At 41.6% G+C, this 18,095-nt stretch carries 14 protein-coding genes and 1 rRNA gene; 4 read left to right on the top strand and 11 right to left on the bottom strand.

Features of this window, described 5'->3' with window-relative positions:
* Positions 1-56 precede the first annotated feature (56 nt).
* The 5 genes from ACNAN0_RS10445 to ACNAN0_RS10465 all read right to left on the bottom strand — a co-directional run bounded on the left by ACNAN0_RS10445 (position 57) and on the right by ACNAN0_RS10465 (position 6,105).
* Positions 57-1,616, bottom strand: a 16S ribosomal RNA gene (locus tag ACNAN0_RS10445).
* A 457-nt stretch (positions 1,617-2,073) separates the two neighbouring features.
* Complete coding sequence (locus ACNAN0_RS10450) at positions 2,074-3,618, bottom strand: ABC-F family ATP-binding cassette domain-containing protein (RefSeq protein WP_230912433.1); 1,545 nt, start codon at positions 3,616-3,618, stop codon at positions 2,074-2,076.
* Between the two features lie 159 nt (positions 3,619-3,777).
* Complete coding sequence (gene ptsP / locus ACNAN0_RS10455; protein WP_230912432.1) at positions 3,778-5,505, bottom strand: phosphoenolpyruvate--protein phosphotransferase; 1,728 nt, start codon at positions 5,503-5,505, stop codon at positions 3,778-3,780.
* A complete protein-coding gene (locus tag ACNAN0_RS10460) occupies positions 5,505-5,771 on the bottom strand; it encodes a phosphocarrier protein HPr (protein ID WP_230912431.1) in 267 nt (88 codons plus the stop codon). Before ACNAN0_RS10460 ends, ptsP begins: the two co-directional genes overlap by 1 nt.
* A 142-nt stretch (positions 5,772-5,913) precedes the next feature.
* A complete protein-coding gene (locus ACNAN0_RS10465; protein ID WP_230912430.1) occupies positions 5,914-6,105 on the bottom strand; it encodes a hypothetical protein in 192 nt (63 codons plus the stop codon).
* 262 nt (positions 6,106-6,367) lie between these two features.
* Here ACNAN0_RS10465 and ACNAN0_RS10470 point away from each other — a divergent pair, with 262 nt between their 5' ends.
* From ACNAN0_RS10470 to ACNAN0_RS10480, 3 genes are all read left to right on the top strand, one after another.
* On the top strand, positions 6,368-8,608 hold the full coding sequence (locus ACNAN0_RS10470) for an ATP-dependent Clp protease ATP-binding subunit (protein WP_230912429.1): 2,241 nt from the start codon (positions 6,368-6,370) through the stop codon (positions 8,606-8,608).
* A gap of 108 nt (positions 8,609-8,716) precedes the next feature.
* Positions 8,717-8,995, top strand: coding sequence for a DUF1827 family protein (locus ACNAN0_RS10475; protein WP_230912428.1), 279 nt, complete (start codon positions 8,717-8,719; stop codon positions 8,993-8,995).
* A 107-nt stretch (positions 8,996-9,102) separates the two neighbouring features.
* Positions 9,103-10,197, top strand: coding sequence for a MucBP domain-containing protein (locus ACNAN0_RS10480; RefSeq protein WP_230912427.1), 1,095 nt, complete (start codon positions 9,103-9,105; stop codon positions 10,195-10,197).
* Positions 10,198-10,400: 203 nt separating this feature from the next.
* On the opposite strand, the gene ACNAN0_RS10485 is transcribed toward ACNAN0_RS10480, so the two are convergent.
* The 6 genes from ACNAN0_RS10485 to ACNAN0_RS10510 form a co-directional block, all read right to left on the bottom strand.
* The gene (locus ACNAN0_RS10485) at positions 10,401-11,675 is read right to left on the bottom strand and encodes an NADPH-dependent oxidoreductase (RefSeq protein ID WP_330166060.1); all 1,275 of its coding nucleotides are present in this window, start codon (positions 11,673-11,675) and stop codon (positions 10,401-10,403) included.
* Positions 11,676-11,690: 15 nt separating this feature from the next.
* Positions 11,691-12,305, bottom strand: a complete 615-nt coding sequence (locus tag ACNAN0_RS10490) for an NADPH-dependent FMN reductase (protein ID WP_230912425.1) — start codon at positions 12,303-12,305, stop codon at positions 11,691-11,693.
* 85 nt (positions 12,306-12,390) lie between these two features.
* Positions 12,391-13,320 carry an FAD:protein FMN transferase gene (locus ACNAN0_RS10495; RefSeq protein ID WP_416353239.1) on the bottom strand — a complete coding sequence of 310 codons (930 nt, stop codon included), beginning with the start codon at positions 13,318-13,320 and terminating at the stop codon, positions 12,391-12,393.
* Positions 13,321-13,346: 26 nt separating this feature from the next.
* Complete coding sequence (locus tag ACNAN0_RS10500; RefSeq protein WP_230912423.1) at positions 13,347-14,930, bottom strand: peptide chain release factor 3; 1,584 nt, start codon at positions 14,928-14,930, stop codon at positions 13,347-13,349.
* 90 nt (positions 14,931-15,020) lie between these two features.
* Positions 15,021-16,358 (bottom strand): hemolysin family protein, encoded by a 1,338-nt coding sequence (locus ACNAN0_RS10505; protein ID WP_416353240.1) that lies wholly within the window; start codon positions 16,356-16,358, stop codon positions 15,021-15,023.
* 66 nt (positions 16,359-16,424) lie between these two features.
* Complete coding sequence (locus ACNAN0_RS10510; RefSeq protein WP_230912421.1) at positions 16,425-17,576, bottom strand: AI-2E family transporter; 1,152 nt, start codon at positions 17,574-17,576, stop codon at positions 16,425-16,427.
* A 67-nt stretch (positions 17,577-17,643) separates the two neighbouring features.
* On the opposite strand from ACNAN0_RS10510, the gene ACNAN0_RS10515 reads away from it, so the two are divergent.
* The gene (locus ACNAN0_RS10515) at positions 17,644-18,090 is read left to right on the top strand and encodes a GNAT family N-acetyltransferase (protein WP_416353241.1); all 447 of its coding nucleotides are present in this window, start codon (positions 17,644-17,646) and stop codon (positions 18,088-18,090) included.
* The last annotated feature ends 5 nt before the right edge of the window (positions 18,091-18,095 follow it).

Consider the following 18,095-nt stretch of genomic DNA (forward strand, 5'->3'; position numbering starts at 1 on the left):
CTCTCAAAACTAAACAAAGTTTCGACATGTACAGGCTTTCCGTAATTTTTCCTTAGAAAGGAGGTGATCCAGCCGCAGGTTCTCCTACGGCTACCTTGTTACGACTTCACCCTAATCATCTGTCCCGCCTTAGACGGCTGGCTCCTGAAAGGTTACCCGACCGGCTTTGGGTGTTACAGACTCTCATGGTGTGACGGGCGGTGTGTACAAGGCCCGGGAACGTATTCACCGCGGCGTGCTGATCCGCGATTACTAGCGATTCCAGCTTCATGCAGGCGAGTTGCAGCCTGCAATCCGAACTGAGAATGGTTTTAAGAGATTAGCATGACCTCGCGGTCTAGCAACTGGTTGTACCATCCATTGTAGCACGTGTGTAGCCCAGGTCATAAGGGCATGATGATTTGACGTCATCCCACCTTCCTCCGGTTTGTCACCGGCAGTCTGACTAGAGTGCCCAACTGAATGCTGGCAACTAATCATAAGGGTTGCGCTCGTTGCGGGACTTAACCCAACATCTCACGACACGAGCTGACGACAACCATGCACCACCTGTCACTTTGTCCCCGAAGGGAACATCTGATCTCTCAGACTGACAAAGGATGTCAAGACCTGGTAAGGTTCTTCGCGTTGCTTCGAATTAAACCACATGCTCCACCGCTTGTGCGGCCCCCGTCAATTCCTTTGAGTTTCAACCTTGCGGTCGTACTCCCCAGGCGGAATGCTTAATGCGTTAGCTGCAGCACTGAAGGGCGGAAACCCTCCAACACTTAGCATTCATCGTTTACGGCGTGGACTACCAGGGTATCTAATCCTGTTTGCTACCCACGCTTTCGAGCCTCAGCGTCAGTTACAGACCAGAGAGCCGCCTTCGCCACTGGTGTTCTTCCATATACTCTACGCATTTCACCGCTACACATGGAGTTCCACTCTCCTCTTCTGCACTCAAGTCTCCCAGTTTCCGATGCACTTCTTCGGTTGAGCCGAAGGCTTTCACATCAGACTTAAAAGACCGCCTGCGCTCGCTTTACGCCCAATAAATCCGGACAACGCTTGCCACCTACGTATTACCGCGGCTGCTGGCACGTAGTTAGCCGTGGCTTTCTGATCGAATACCGTCACAGGGTAAACAGTTACTCTTACCCTCGTTCTTCTTCGATAACAGAGTTTTACGAGCCGAAACCCTTCTTCACTCACGCGGCGTTGCTCCATCAGACTTTCGTCCATTGTGGAAGATTCCCTACTGCTGCCTCCCGTAGGAGTTTGGGCCGTGTCTCAGTCCCAATGTGGCCGATCACCCTCTCAGGTCGGCTACGTATCATTGCTTTGGTGAGCCGTTACCTCACCAACTGGCTAATACGCCGCGGGCCCATCCTCAGAGTGATAGCCGAAACCATCTTTCAAACCAAAAACAATCGTTTCTGGTTGTTATGCGGTATTAGCATCTGTTTCCAAATGTTATCCCCCGCTCTCAGGTCAGGTTGCCACGTGTTACTCACCCGTCCGCCACTCGAAACTTCAGTTGAGTGCAAGCACTCGGTAGAAGTTTCTCGTTCGACTTGCATGTATTAGGCACGCCGCCAGCGTTCGTCCTGAGCCAGGATCAAACTCTCAACTAAAGTTCAAGTTTGTGACTCATTATTATTTGTTGCTAGCGAATTGACTTCGCAAATGTTTGTTAGACCAAAAGGTCTAGCCTGCACATTTGATTATCGAAACTTTGTTCAGTTTTCAAAGGTCTACCTTGTTGCTGAAAGGCTATCAGCAAGTGATTAACTCAATCAATCAACTGTTATATAATATCATGTATCTGATATGCTGTCAACAACTATTTTTTATATGATTTGTTTCATATTTTATGTAGCTGTTAATCAGCTTCTATATAATAGCAAAATCATTTATCTTTGTCAACAACTAATTTCAATTGGCAAAAGCAATAAATGACAACTTGAATACTATATCAAGTTTATTAGCTAATGTCAACACCTTTTTTTCAGACCATTTAATATTTTTTATAACGGTCTATTAAAAAGGACAACTCAACCATCTTACGCGCAAAAAAAAGAAAAGTCAACTTCAAATTGACTTTTCAATATCGAGTACTGTATCTATCCAAGATCCCGCGTAAAACTCAGCTTCGTGGCTAACTAATAATACTGCTCCAGGAAATACTTGTAGCGCTTGCTTTAGATTATCTTTCGTTTGAACGTCCAAATGATTTGTTGGTTCATCTAAAATCAAAACATTGGCAGAGTGCAGCATCATCTCGGCGAGCTTTACTTTGCTTTGCTCCCCACCACTCAAAGAGACAAAGCCTTGCTGTGCTTGTTGGCTTGATAGTCCAGCTCTAGCTAGGACTTGACGTAGAACTTTAGGTTTTGCATCTTCAAAGCGGCCTTGTAGATATTGTAGGGGCGACATATTCTTGTTGGGCCAAATCAATTCCTGCCAATAATAATTTGTGACAACAGTACTTGCTGTCGTCACAGTTCCTGCTAATGCTGGAATTTTGCCCATCATTGTTTTGATAAGCGTTGACTTCCCGGCACCATTGAACCCAGTGATCACAATTTTCTCACCATTACCCACTGAAAAATTCAGAGGTTTATGCAATAATGCCTTATTTTGATCATAGCCAATACTCAAATTATTCACTTCGTACAAAATCTGACTTGCTGTATCTGTGTATGGAAACTCAATATTTGCCTGACGATTATTAGAAAGCGGCTTTAAGATAGACATCTTATCCAGCTGCTTTTCCCGACTTTTGGCGCTCTTTGCTCGAGTACCTGCTTTGTTTTTAGCAATATACTTTTTGAGTTTGGATACTTCGCGCTGCTGCTTTTCGAATTCTTTTTGATAGGTGGCTTGATTAGCTGCCTTTTGTCGCAAAGCCTGTTTTAAAGAGCCCGTATAACGCGTGATAGTACTTAACTCAATATCCGAAATACAGTTTGTGATTCGATTCAAAAAATCAAAGTCATGAGAAATCACAATAAAGGCACCCGTAAAGTTCGCCAAAAAATCAGCCAGCCAATCAATATGTTCTTTATCTAAGAAATTGGTCGGTTCATCCAATAGTAGTACATCGGGATTGGTCAGCAGCATTTTAGCTAAAATCAATTTAGAGCGCTGGCCACCACTGAGTTCAGAAACATCCCGACCATACAAAGCTAATATTCCTAGACCAGAAGCAACATTATCAATACTTGTCTGACGCTCATAGTAATTCTGACTCTCCAGCTGTTCTTGTATCTTGCCAGCCTTTGCCAATAAGTCATCATCTGGCTGACTACTATACGTATCATAATAAGTTAACATTCTTTTTTCAGCATCAATCAACTTTTGAAAGGCCGAATCCAAAAAGGCTTCCACCGTTACGCCAGGTTTCAAGCTCGCATACTGGTCTAAGTAGCCAATATCAATGCCGCGCTGCCATTTGATCTGACCTTCATCTGGAATGATCTGCCCAGTCAAGATTTTGATCAGTGTTGACTTTCCAGCACCATTTTCACCAATAATCCCCATATGATCATTGGGATTTAAAAAGAGGCTCGCATCGGTATACAATTGCTTATCAATAAACCGATGGGATAGCCCTTTAACAGTTAATACACTCAATTATCTTCTCTCCTATTCACTTGAACCAGCATAAACGTCGCCTTGAGTCCTGTCAAATTATCCCCATCCAAATAAACAACATCGAAGATCGTTCGTAACACAAAAATAGCCGAGAACAAAACGTTAATTTTGTCTCAGCCATTTATGCAAATATAAAATCTACTTTTGACTTGTTGCTGCTTTAACCATTGCTGCAACTTCATCATTTGTGGTTAATTCATTCATCGCTTTATCAGCAATTGCTTTCATATCAGCGGTTGACAAACGCTTCATGAGACTTCTGATCTTCAAAACTGAAGTAGCACTCATAGAGTATTCATCTAAGCCCATGCCCAATAAGAGTGGTACCATGATTGGGTCACCAGCAGCTTCACCACACATACCAGCCCATTTACCTTCTTTATGAGCTGCGTCGATCACATTTTTGACCAAGCGCAAAATTGAAGGATTATATGGTTGATATAAATATGAAACATGTTCGTTACCACGATCAGCTGCCATGGTATATTGAATTAAGTCATTCGTACCAATACTAAAGAAATCAACTTCCTTAGCAAATTGATCAGCTAAAACAGCAGCAGCAGGAATTTCGATCATGATACCCGTTTGAATATCATTATCAACCTTCACACCTTTATCTTGAAGTTTTTGTTTCTCTTCTTCAAAAATCTGCTTAGCTGCACGAAATTCTTGTAACGTTGCAATCATTGGGAACATGATTTGTAACTTACCATATACAGAAGCACGCAATAATGCCCGCAATTGTGTTCGGAAAATATCTTGTCGATCCAAGCTAATCCGAATTGCCCGATAACCTAGAAATGGATTCATTTCTTCAGGTAATGGTAAATAAGGTAAATGCTTATCACCGCCAATATCCATCGTCCGTACAACAACTGGTTTGCCTTTCATGCCTTCCAGAACAGCTTTATAAGCCTCAAACTGATCATCTTCGGAAGGTAGTTCAGCTGAATCCATGTACAAGAACTCAGTCCGATATAAGCCAATCGCTTCAGCGCCATTATCTACGACACCTGTTAAATCTTTAGGTGTCCCGATATTGGCAGCAACTGTATAATGTTTCCCATCAGCTGTCAGTGTCTGCTCATTCTTGAGTTTTTCCCATTCAGCTTTTTGGGCAGCAAAATCTTTGGCTTTTTGTTGATACTCAGCTACTTGTGCATCCGTTGGGTCAATAATAATATCGCCATTGATCCCATCAACGATCATCTTCTGACCCTCTTGGGCATCTTTGGTAATTGTTTCGCTACCAACGATAGCTGGGATCTCAAGTGACCGTGCCATGATGGCGGAATGAGCCGTACGACCACCTAAATCGGTTACAAAAGCCTTAACAAATTTTTTATTAAGTTGTGCCGTATCACTAGGTGTTAAATCCTTAGCAACAATGATCACTTCTTCATCGATCAAAGCTGGATTAGGTAACTCTACACCTAATAAATGACTCATAATACGTTTCGTAACATCACGGACATCAGCAGCCCGTTCTTGCATGTACTTATTGTCGGTCATTGCTTCAAACATAGAAACAAATTGATCCGATACTTCACCTAATGCTGCTTCAGCATTAACTTTTTCGTCGGTAATTTTTTGTTTTACAGCACCTGTAAATTCGGGATCAGCAAGAATCATCATGTGTGCATCAAAGACTTGTGCCTCTTCTTCACCTAATGATTCTTTAGCCTTATCGCGGATGATTTTTAATTCATCGTTTGATTTGGAAATTGCGTCTTCTAGGCGCTTAGTTTCACCATCTGTATCGGATACAGTCTTTTTATTATAGGAAAGATCAGGTTCAACTAAACGGTAAGCCTTAGCAATAGCGATACCATCACTAGCGGCGATTCCTTTTAGCTGTTTAGACATTATTCAGATAGACCTTCTTTTTTCATTGTTTCAGCGATTGCGGCAATTGCATCAGCTTCATCAGCGCCATCAGCACTAATTGAAACATCGGCACCTTGGCCAACACCTAAGGACATAACACCCATGATTGATTTAAGGTTCACAGATTTACCTTTGTATTCTAAGTTAATGTCAGAATTGAATTTACTTGCAGTTTGAACAAGCAAAGTTGCAGGACGTGCATGAATACCTGTTTCTGCAATTACATGAAAGTCGCGTTTTTCCATAGTCGATCGAACTCCTTTATTCACATTAAATTATTCTTTGTCACCAAAGAAAATAAGGGTACAAACCCTTTATCCACTGATAAGGTTAACATTTTTTAGAAAATAGTACAACCTTTTTTCATTGCGCAAACCTTGCAGCAACTCATTGTGAACCGTTTTCATGAAAGCGATATTTGATCGTTCCATTTCTTTGGGCGATGCCTTCGATTTCTTTGCGCTGCGGATGGTCTTGCCAAACTTGACGAAAGGCAAAAAAATCTTTTGGTTCAACCGTGATTTCACCAATCTCCCCGTGAACTAACTTGTCGATTGCTTGCATATAATCTTCAGACATCCAACTTTCCCCCTTAACTACCGTGTATTTATAATGTGTCAGCATTCGAATATTATAGAAGTAATTCTCATCAAAGTTAATAGGAACAGACGTTTGCAATTTATCAAGTGTTAGCACTTGACCCAGAAGAGTGCTAAATGTATAATACTCGTGAAGATTGCATAAGACGTATCTGCACTTGCTTATCGTAATCTTTTGTTTGTACCGTACGTTGACTTACACTAACGATTTTCGTTAGGTAAAGAAAGGTCGTGACAACTCAATGTTGTGTCAAAATTGCCACAAAAATGAAGCAACGATTCATTTATATACAAATGTAAATGGACAACGTCAAGAAATTAACTTGTGTCAAAATTGCTATCAATTACTAAAGAATCAGCAGCAAAATAATTCGAATGGACCAACTAATGCAATGGATCCGTTTGGCTTTGGCAACTTAGACGATATCTTTAGAAGTATGGGTCAAGGGATGCCTAATGACGCAGCTGGCTTTCAGCAAGGACCACAAACTCAAGCAGGCGGTGGCGGCGGCCCTAGAAATCCCCGCAATGGCCAAGGTGGAAATGGTGGTCTGCTCGAACAATATGGTGTTAATTTAACGAATTTAGCACGTGAAGGCCAAATCGATCCAGTGATTGGTCGTGACAAAGAGATTTCACGTGTCATTGAAATCTTAAATAGACGTACAAAAAATAATCCCGTCCTCATTGGTGAAGCTGGGGTAGGTAAAACAGCCGTAGTCGAAGGTCTAGCACAAAAGATCGTTGATGGCGATGTTCCTGCCAAGCTGCAAGATAAACAAGTCGTCCGCTTGGATGTTGTTTCACTTGTACAAGGCACAGGTATTCGTGGTCAATTCGAACAACGAATGACCCAATTAATGGATGAACTTAAAAAGAATGATCAAATTATTCTTTTCATTGATGAAATCCACGAAATTGTTGGTGCCGGTAATGCCGAAGGCGGCATGGACGCGGGTAATGTCTTAAAACCAGCTTTAGCTCGTGGTGAGCTGCAGCTTGTCGGCGCAACCACTTTAAATGAATACCGGACAATCGAAAAGGATTCGGCCTTGTCTAGACGTTTGCAACCCGTTCAAGTCGATGAACCTTCTGTTGAAGAAACCGTTCAAATCTTGAAGGGCTTGCAAAAGAAATATGAAGACTATCATCATGTTCATTACACTGATGACGCAATTACAGCGGCGGCTGCTCTTTCCAACCGCTACATCCAAGATCGTTTCTTACCTGATAAAGCCATTGACTTATTGGATGAATCAGGCTCCCGTAAAAACTTAACGATCAATGCGGTCGACCCTAAAACTTTAGATGAAAAGATTCAAGGCGCTGAAAAGCAAAAGCAAGATGCTTTGCGGCAAGAAGACTATGAAAAGGCCGCCTTCTATCGTGATCAAGTCACAAAGTTTAAGAATATGAAGTCTAAAGATAGTGTTGATCCCGATAATGAACCTACCGTTACTGAAAAAGATATGGAACAAATCGTTGAAGAAAAGACGAATATTCCCGTAGGTGAATTAAAGGCTCAAGAACAACAGCAACTACAAAATCTAGCACCTGATTTGAAAGCTCATGTTATCGGTCAAGATGAAGCTGTTGATAAAGTTGCGAAAGCAATTCGGCGGAATCGGGTCGGCTTTAATAAGTCTGGCCGTCCTATTGGTTCCTTCCTATTTGTTGGACCAACTGGTGTTGGTAAAACTGAATTAGCTAAACAACTGGCACAGCAACTCTTTGGCAGTGAAGATTCGATGATTCGCTTCGACATGAGTGAATATATGGAAAAATTCAGCGTGTCAAAACTTATCGGGTCACCTCCTGGCTATGTTGGTTACGAAGAAGCTGGGCAGTTAACCGAACAAGTTCGGCGGAATCCATACAGTTTGATCTTGTTAGATGAAATTGAAAAGGCACATCCAGATGTCATGCACATGTTCTTACAAATTTTGGATGATGGTCGGTTGACGGACTCCCAAGGACGGACAGTTAGTTTCAAAGATACCATCATTATCATGACTTCCAATGCAGGTCAAGGTAAGACTGAAGCTAATGTCGGTTTTGGTGCCACAGCTACTGGTCAGACGCATTCTGTCCTCGATCGCTTATCTGATTATTTCCAACCTGAATTTTTGAATCGCTTCGATGATATTGTTGAGTTTAATTCCTTAACTAAGGCTAACTTGATGCAGATCGTTGATTTAATGATCCAAGATACGAATAATATGATTGCCGATCAAGGCTTACACATCCATGTGACTGAACCAGTTAAGACAAAATTAGTCGATCTTGGTTATAACCCACAAATGGGGGCACGTCCATTGCGCCGGGTTATCCAGGAACAAATAGAGGATCGAGTTGCTGATTTCTATTTGGATCATCCGGATGAGCACAATCTTGAAGCACGTATGGAAAACGACCAAATTAAGATCACCGCTGGCAAAAGCAATCCTACTGTCACAAAAAGTGCCGAGAAAAAAGAAGATTAATTTTTAAAAATAAAAGCCCTGATACCTCAATGGTGTCAGGGCTTTTTGTTAGTTAATCGATCTAATAACGCCTATAATGTAGATAGAAACCTAAGGGAGGCTGTGATTATGAAACTAATGGATATTACCACAAGTTATCGGGATCTTGTACAAAAGCAACTTGATGGTACAGATGCGAATTATGTTAAAGTTTATTCTATGGGTGCCACAACGATTGTTTATACCAAAGCACCCCGGCATCAAGAATTACTATTGACCAATGATAAGCGCAATATTACCCAAACTGAAATCGACACAGCAATTGAAACTTTGGTCGATCAAAACGTCAATCTCAGTCGTGTAACCAAAGGCCCAAGATTAGCGGAAGTTAGCATTCAAAGCGCCTAATTCCTAAGTTTTTCTAAGATTAGTTTATAAATTCCTTACGACCCCATGTTGATAAAACCCAGTGTGCTACCATGAAACTATAGACAAAGTAAATTAGGGGTATCGTTATGGTAAGGACAACAAATGATTTAAGAAAGCAATATTTCAAACGCAAAGCACAACGTTTGATTCTTAAAAGAGCAGAACAACGCCATCAACAAACAAACGCAGCTTCATTACCACAACCGGCAGTAAGCAATAATGCCAGTAATGTAGCCACGTTAACTGAAACCGATACTAACATTCAACGCGTTATTCCAAAAGATATCGCCGTCACGATTCATTATGTCGATAGTCTAGGTAAGGCATTGCTGGCGCCCGTCACCGTCTATGGGCAATACAAAGCACGCTTGAATATACCCTGGAAAACAATTCCGAGTTATATTTTAGCATCGATTCATCACTTTCAAAAAACGTTCTTGCCGAATCCTAATGGCATCTATCTAATTTATGCCAAGCAGACGGCGGCACCGGTTGTCATTTACCATCGTGATACCCAAGGCAAGTTAATTACCCCACCCGAATTCCTACATGGCAACTTAAATAGTGATTATACCATTGAGCCGCTTTGGGATATGACTCAATTTGTAACCGATATTCAACCCACTGCACAGGGGACTTTTACTAAGAATACAGAACAAGTCCAAGTAACTTATGAAACCATGCAATTACATCCTGTAAAAATCGCACCGGATACGTACATTCAGACTTACCAGCTGACTGCTGTCTTTTCAGAGCCAGATTTAGACCATCATCTAGACAAACCCCTACCTAGATACTCAACTTGGCGCGTATATAAAGCTGTTCAAGAAAAAACAAATCGTACTATTTGGCTTAATTTAGGTGGCTCTATTTGGACATTAGCTAAGGATGTCAAAATTATAACGCAACCAAAGACAAATGAGCTAACAACACCCGCCTTACCAGCATTAAACTATGAAATTATCAATGAAGTTCCCGTTGATCAAAATCTTGAAATCAGTACCAGTCCGCAACGGCCCGTGGTAACGTGGGCTTATCCTTATGGTCAACGTTTATCTCAAACCTATCCCAATGGTGCGACTGTATCTGTTGTCCGTCAGATTCAACTAGACAACTATAGCTTGTGGGCACAATTGGCAGATGGAACCTATATCGAATCTAAATATCTAGCCCAAAATTAATTTTCATATTTAACCGATCAAAAAAGCGGAGATCAGGACAAAACCAACGTTTTGTTTCTGATTTCCGCTTTTTTGGATTTAAACGTGTGTCAAAAGGCAATGACCTCACCTAACCCCAAACCACTCAAATGGAAAGACCCCTATTTGTCGTGATTCTTGTTAGTGCTTAGTCGTTGACCGCCTTTTGTCACACTGCTCATTTACTAGTCCTTGACTGAAGCACTAGCACCAGTATCTGGTTCTGGATTTACAGGTGTTTCAGCGTCTTTCACACTCGCACTGGCACCGGCATCAGTTGTATCACTTGTAGCACCAGTATCTTTGACTGAGGCACTGCCGCCAGTATCAGCCTGCGCACCTGGTACTTTAACAAGCGCTTGGCCGGTTCGCTTCAGATAATCGGCAACGATTGGCCAAATATCAAGTACCCATTCGTTGATACCTCTGAAGGTACCAGCTTCATCACGCATTGCCTTGTAGTAATGCATGATCCATTTTTCATTAATTTTGTTGCCAGGCACTGCCATTTTAATCAAATCAGATTGACGATTGCGTAATGCCCAGATCACTTGTTTAACGTGATCCTTGGCGCGATCTGGATGAACGGCTGCCATAGGGTCACCTACCTGATGCGGATAACGTGGTGCCAACATCTCATCACGATCTAAGAAATGATTGTAATAGATGAATTGGTCATTTTCATCCATATAGGTCAACTCTTGGGCCATTGAATTCAAGAATAAGTTTAGCTGATCTACCGTTAACAAGCCACGGTCCAACTTGACATACGTCTTCCCATCCACCGCATTTGTTTTAGCAGCAGCTTGCTCCACCCAGTCATCGGCTTCCATTGGCACATCAACCGTGGTCTCAGTAGGATGACTGGCAGTTAAGTCTTCTTGCTGCCAAGCATCATCAGCCTCAGGATGTTTCATGGCCCGCAATACTTTGACCCATTTAGCAAATTCCTGCATCACTTTGGTCAAAAATTGAACGGTGTTTTGATCTTTCAAATTACCTTGTGCATCAAATGCCGTCCGTGCATTAGCCAACAAAAACTCATCCATTGGCATGACTAAAGCACCCACACCAGGTGATTCCAAAATCTGCCGTAAACTCAATTGTGCTCTTGAAGTCCCCTGATCTTTATAAGAAGCCCCCACAACCAATACTGGCTTATCCTGCAACGGATGTGCAGTAAAAGATAACCATTCAATAACATTTTTCATGGCCGGTGCCAAAGTGTGGTTATGTTCAGGTGTTGCCAAAATAACTCCGTCAGCGGCTTCAATCTTATGAATTAAATATTGAATGGCCGCACCTTGAGTTTGGTCTTTTTGCCGGTCAAACATTGGGACATCAGCAATACTTAAAATTTCAATGTCAGCGACACCCTGGTATTTGCTAGCAATGTAAGTTAATAGTTTACGATTATATGATTCTTCAGCAATAGATCCAGCGATTCCAACGAATTTCATCATCGTGGCCCCCTCTTAATTTTCCGTATGTTCCCAGTCAACATTGGCTGCATCTTGACGGTGTTGTGCTAATGTATGCGTTAGTTTTTTCGTCATATCCACAAAAATATCAAAGTCTTGCATCAAACCATCCAAACGCTTGACTAGAGTTTGGTTCGTCAAATTGCCCTGTTCGTCAAAGGCAGATAATGAATGGCCCACCATAAATTCAGAATTTGGCATGAGAAAAGCACGTACTTCAGGTGAATCAAGAATTTGCCGCAATTGTGCTTGAGCTCTGGAAGTGCCCAAGGCCCCGTAAGATGCCCCGATGATCAACACAGGTTTACCCGCTAGTGGCTCAATAAAATAAGACAGCCAAGCTAAGGCCGAACTTAACATTGCCGGCACGGCATGATCATACTCTGGGGTGGCAATGATCACACCATCTGCCGCACTGATTTTTTTAGCCAACTCAGTTACTTCGGCGGGTACACTATGATCAGGTGTTTTGTAGAACAACGGCAGCGTGCCAAGATTGACTAACTCAATTGACACTTTCTCCGCATAGTGCTGTTGCATATATTGTAAAAGTTTCAAATTAGTTGAATCAGTCGCATTGGTTCCAGGGATTCCAATATAATGTTTCATTATGCTCAACATCCTTCTTGTTAGATCAATTTGACCTAATACATATTAAACAAATCACAAAGCTATTATGTCATAGTCTTGTGTACTATTCAATCATAGTTGTTTTTGTTCGCGTATCATAAACTTGACCACTCTGGGTAATCACAATGGCATCAACGTCTGACAACAATGAAACAGTTTTCAAGATTGATGCCACGGGTTTGCCAAAAAGCTCGGTTGTCCATATTTCCCCGGTCACTGACTGGTTAGATAGAATTGTTAGACTTGTGACATTAGTTTCAATTGGATAACCAGTATGACGATCTAGAATGTGATGGTATGTCCCCGATTGGGTCACCAACTGACGTTCATAAATGCCTGAAGTAACTACCGAACGATTGACAACTGGGATCACCAATTTATAGTTGCCTAAGGGCAATTTAGGATCTTGAATCCCCACATGCCAAGCTTGATCTGTATGGCTCGGATTTTGGCCTATTGCAATTACATTACCGCCTAAATTCAGTAGTGCTGACGTAACACCAACCTTTTTGAGATAGCGCACCAGCAAATCCCCAATATACCCCTTTGCTAAAGCACCTAGATCAATCTCCATACCTGCTTGTAGTAAAAAAACTTGATGCACTGCGTCATCAAGTTGAATATTGTTCGGATCAATTTTAGCTAAAGCTGTTTGAATTTCTGCATGGCTTGGCACTCGCGCATCGGCAAAACCGATATGCCAAGTTTTTACTAAAGGCCCTATAGCAATATTCAAATTACCGTCTGGTAACCGACTGTAAAACTTGCCAAGTTTGATCAAATCATATAGCTCTGGATGTACCTGCACACCATGTTGGCCCGCAAAACGATTGACTTGCATTAACTCCGAAGCAGCATCATTGGCACTAAAGCGATGTTCATAAATCTTTAACCGTGCCGCACAAGTTGCCAAAATTGGCTCTGGATCGTCATGGGTCACGGTCAATGTAATGACCGTACCCATTAAATGAATCGTCCTAGTTTGCGTTGTCATGTGTCTTCATCTCTGATTCGTATAAATTATAGTTTTGCTGTTAATTTCACATCCGGATATTTGTCATGGAACCAGCGTTCAGCAAAAGCATTTTCAAACAAGAACAATGGCGCCCCATGCACATCTTTGACCAATAGATTTCGTGAAGAGGACATCTTTTCATCCAATTGTTCAGGATCAACCCAACGTGCTGTCCGCGAACCAATTGGGGTCATGATCACTTCAGAATTATATTCATTTTTCATGCGAAATTGGAAGACTTCAAATTGCAGTTGTCCCACAGCCCCCAGAATATAATCATCAGTCGTATAGGTCCGATACAGCTGGATCGCCCCTTCTTGAACAAGTTGCTGCATCCCCTTATGGAATGATTTTTGTTTCATGACATTCTTAGGTGTCACGCGGACAAATAATTCCGGTGTAAATTGTGGTAAAGGCGCAAACTTGATTTTTTCTTTACCTTGATAAATACTGTCGCCGATTTGGAAATTCCCAGTATCATATAAACCAACAATATCACCAGCCACTGCATTTTCAACATTCTCACGTTCATCCGACATAAATTCAGTCGCATTATTCAAACGTAAGGTTTTTTGCGTCCGAGCTAAAGTGACATCCATACCCTTCTCAAAAACACCAGAGCAAATACGAACAAAAGCGATTCGGTCGCGATGATTGGGATTCATATTCGCTTGAATTTTAAAGACAAAGCCAGAGAAACGGCGATCTTCCGGGCTCAAACTTTCATCGCCATCGTTAATGACATGTTTGGCTGGCGCTGGTGCCATTTCCAAGAATGACTGCAGAAAAGTCTCCACCCCAAAATTCGTTAAAGCTGACCCGAAAAAGACTGGTGTCTGGTCGCCCCGCTTGATTTTATCTGGATCAAAAGCATTACCAGCTTCGTTCAAAAGATCCACATCATCCAACGCTTGTTGGTAAACATTATCCTTAACCAAATCGCTAGCTACAGTTAATTGCCCTTGCTCATCTAAAGGCAAGAACCGCTGGGCTTCTGTTTCAGGCCGATAAAGTTCAACGCGTTGATTAGCTCGGTCATATAGACCCTTTAGGCCCTTACCCATACCAATGGGCCAATTCATCGCATAACCCTCAATATTTAACAGTTCTTCTAGTTCCGCAATCAAATCTAGCGGTTCCCGACCATCGCGATCTAGCTTATTCATGAAAGTAAAAATCGGAATGCCCCGCTGTTTAACAACTTTGAATAATTTTTTAGTTTGTGGCTCGATACCCTTAGCCGAATCAATCACCATGACAGCAGCATCCACCGCCATCAAAGTTCGGTACGTATCCTCAGAAAAATCCTCATGTCCTGGTGTATCTAAAATATTGATCCGTTTACCAGCATAGTCAAACTGCATCACGGAACTTGTGACTGAGATGCCCCGCTGCTTTTCAATTGCCATCCAGTCTGAAGTAGCGTAATGACCGGATTTTTTACCCTTAACCGTCCCGGCACTGCGGATGACACCACCTAGTAAAAGTAATTGTTCTGTAATTGTCGTCTTACCAGCATCCGGGTGAGAAATGATGGCAAACGTACGCCGTTTATCCACGGCTGTTTGTAAATCTGCTAATGTATTCAATCCTAGCCTCTTTCTTTCTTAATTAGATCAACGCTGTTTCTATCATTTATTTGATTAAAAATCAAATGGCCTGCTGCTGCAATCTTAAGCCTATGATGGCTCACGCTCAGTATCTGGCGTCACACTTTCAGGCCGTTTGACCACAATCGTTTCTAGTCTTGACCCATCCATTTTTTCAGTAAATAAATGAATATCATTAGGCAGGACCAATTCTAGTCTTTGATGATTGGCTGGAATCACACCTAACTCAGTGATCATGTAACCAGCAATCGTATCAACATCGGGGTTATCAATATCTGTATGAAAATAAGCATTAAAATCATCCAAGGGCATCTTCCCTAAGACCACAAACTCAGTCTCACTTAAAGGTGTAACCAACTGCTCGGCTTGATCAGATTCATCATCGATCTCCCCAACGATCTCTTCCAGTAAGTCTTCAATTGTAACCAAACCGACAACGCCACCATACTCATCTAATAAAATAGCCATTTGTTGTTGGGTTTTCTTAAACTCTAACAGTAAATCATCGATGGTCATTGTCTCCGGAACAAATAAAGGTTCTGTCATGACGTCCGCTAATTTTAACGTATCAAAGCCCACTTCATGAGCCATGCGTAAAATATTCTTGATGTGTACTAACCCAACGACCGTGTCTTTTTCCCCTTGATAAACGGGGACACGGGAGTATGGCTCACTCAAAATTTGAACGATATTTTTCTGATCATCATCATCAAGATTGACCATAAAAGCATCTGTTCGCGGTACCATAACTTCTCGCGCCATTTTATCACTAAAAGAAATAATTCCAGATAACATTTCGAATTCATCCGGCGCAATAATCCCCGTTTTACGTGAATTTTGGATCACAGATAACATCTCATCCCGGGTCATTTGGTCGCTTTCTTTGGAGAAATCAATCGGCACGATTTTCAATAATAAGTTTGTCGAAGCTGATAACAGCCAAACAAAGGGCCGCATGGCATAACCGACAATTTGTACCGGTCGAACTGTAAATTTAGCGACTGCCTCTGCTTTAGAGAGCGCTACTTGTTTCGGGAATAACTCCCCAAAAACTAATGAAACATACGATAAAGCAATTGTGATCAGAACCACAGCAATCTCATGAGCTGCCGGGATATCACCAAGAAGTGGCGTTAAATAGCCTGCCAAGGAAGTCGCTGCACTAGCTGAAGATAAGAACCCAGCAAAGGTAATTGCCACTTGAATTGTTGCTAAAAAGCGAGAGGAATTATTCATAACCCCAATCAACTTCAAAGCTTTCTTATCGCCAGCATCGGCTTCAGATTGAATCTTACCTCGATTAACAGACACGATCGCCATTTCTGCGGCCGCAAAAAAAGCATTTACCATCGTTAAAATAATGATCAAAATTATCTGCCCTGTGGCCGAACCACCATCACCACTCATAGTTGTTTTCACTCTTTTCTTAAATTAATTATAGTAAAAAAATTATAGCAATTTAACCTAGGAAATTCAATTTTTATCCTTACGTTCCGTCGTGTCATGCCCGTCAATCGGTATCTCTGGCTCGGAAATATCCGTCTCGCGACTCAACCGATATAGGTTGATCATATAAGTGACAACTGTTTTAGCAACCGCATAAACCGGAATTGCTAAAATCATCCCCAATAATCCAGCTAAATTACCAGCAGCTAGTAAAATTAAGATGATCGTTAACGGATGAATATTCAGTGCTTTGCCAACGACATTAGGATAAATAAAGTTCCCGTCTACCTGCTGCACGATCAAAACTACAATAACCACCGCGATCGCCTTGGGAAAAGAAATCGTAAAGGCAATGATCAAAGCCGGGGCAATACCAATGTATGGTCCCAAATAAGGGATAATATTGGCAATCCCGGCAATGAACCCTAATAGAAAAGCATAGGGCATGCCTAAAATCGTGTAGCCAATAAATGTAAACGTGCCGACGAACAAACACTCAATCATTTGGCCCGCAAAGTAGCGGGAAATCGTGGCATTCATCTTATGAAGCAGTTCGCCAACTTGACTCCGAAAACGTTCAGGGAAGAAGCGTTGAATATTCGGGCCAAAACGATAACCGTCTCGTAAAAAATAAAATAGAATCACTGGGATCGTAATCAAATTGATCACGATATTAGCCGTCATACTGACAACCGAGCCTAAATTACTGGTCACTGCCATGAGACTATTCTTAGCTAAAGTACTGGGCTTAAAACTTTTCCCTTGGAGCAAAGATTCTAAGTTGAGTTTCCGTAACCAAGGATGTTCGCTTGCTTTGGCTAATAAGTGCTGTAATTCGCGAATAAATTCTGGCAAGTTGTTGACCAATGATGTGATCTGAGAAACCAAATTAGGAATCACCGTCATGACGATCCCCACAAGTGCCAAAATCAACGCCAAAAATACGATCAAAATACCTAAGCCACGTTTAATTTTTACTTTTTCTAGTAAATTGACAATGGGATTCAAAAGATAATACAGAAATCCGGCCGCAACAACTGGTGTAAATAAAGTCGAAATAAAAGTACCAATTGGTGCAAATAGAAATTGAATCTTAGATAAGACCAATATCAAAGTGGCAACAAGCAATAAAATCCCCAGCCAAAGGATGATTCTGGACTCTTTCATTTTTTTTACCATAAATATGAACTCCCTAAAGAAGGATTTTATACTATAATACATTATAATATAAATATTGAGGTGCTTTATGTCAGTTAAACATACAAAAGATATACATAGCGAAATATACCAAGCTGCTTTGAAGATTCGTAAAGCTGTTTTTGTGGTCGAACAGCATGTGCCCCTCGCTCTTGAAGTTGATGACAATGAAGCCAAAGCCATTTATTTTGTGGCTTATGATCAGGCACAACCGGTGGCAACAGCACGACTATTGCCGTTAGCTGACAAAGATTACAACTTAGTTCAGCGCGTTGCTGTGCTAGCAGATCATCGCCAACAACACTTAGGGGCTACAATAATCAAAGCCTTGATTGCCTACCAGCAGCAAAACTTTCCCCAAAAAGCCCTACAATTAGGTGCCCAGCAGCATGCCATTCATTTTTATGAGAAATTAGGATTTAAGTTAATGCCGGAAATACCTTTATATATGGATGCTGGTATGCCCCACCGCGAAATGCGTCAAGAATTTAGTTAGGAGTC

The organism is Agrilactobacillus fermenti (genome assembly GCF_047943045.1).
GTDB classification, from domain to species: Bacteria; Bacillota; Bacilli; order Lactobacillales; family Lactobacillaceae; genus Agrilactobacillus; species Agrilactobacillus fermenti.

Bases quoted from the DNA above. Each gene is read 5' to 3' on its own strand.
- ptsP (WP_230912432.1), bottom strand. From the start codon at position 5,505: ATGTCTAAACAGCTAAAAGGAATCGCCGCTAGTGATGGTATCGCTATT.
- ACNAN0_RS10460 (WP_230912431.1), bottom strand. From the start codon at position 5,771: ATGGAAAAACGCGACTTTCATGTAATTGCAGAAACAGGTATTCATGCA.
- ACNAN0_RS10465 (WP_230912430.1), bottom strand. From the start codon at position 6,105: ATGTCTGAAGATTATATGCAAGCAATCGACAAGTTAGTTCACGGGGAG.
- ACNAN0_RS10470 (WP_230912429.1), top strand. From the start codon at position 6,368: ATGTTGTGTCAAAATTGCCACAAAAATGAAGCAACGATTCATTTATAT.
- ACNAN0_RS10475 (WP_230912428.1), top strand. From the start codon at position 8,717: ATGAAACTAATGGATATTACCACAAGTTATCGGGATCTTGTACAAAAG.
- ACNAN0_RS10480 (WP_230912427.1), top strand. From the start codon at position 9,103: ATGGTAAGGACAACAAATGATTTAAGAAAGCAATATTTCAAACGCAAA.
- ACNAN0_RS10485 (WP_330166060.1), bottom strand. From the start codon at position 11,675: ATGAAATTCGTTGGAATCGCTGGATCTATTGCTGAAGAATCATATAAT.
- ACNAN0_RS10490 (WP_230912425.1), bottom strand. From the start codon at position 12,305: ATGAAACATTATATTGGAATCCCTGGAACCAATGCGACTGATTCAACT.
- ACNAN0_RS10495 (WP_416353239.1), bottom strand. From the start codon at position 13,320: ATGACAACGCAAACTAGGACGATTCATTTAATGGGTACGGTCATTACA.
- ACNAN0_RS10505 (WP_416353240.1), bottom strand. From the start codon at position 16,358: ATGAGTGGTGATGGTGGTTCGGCCACAGGGCAGATAATTTTGATCATT.
- ACNAN0_RS10510 (WP_230912421.1), bottom strand. From the start codon at position 17,576: ATGGTAAAAAAAATGAAAGAGTCCAGAATCATCCTTTGGCTGGGGATT.
- ACNAN0_RS10515 (WP_416353241.1), top strand. From the start codon at position 17,644: ATGTCAGTTAAACATACAAAAGATATACATAGCGAAATATACCAAGCT.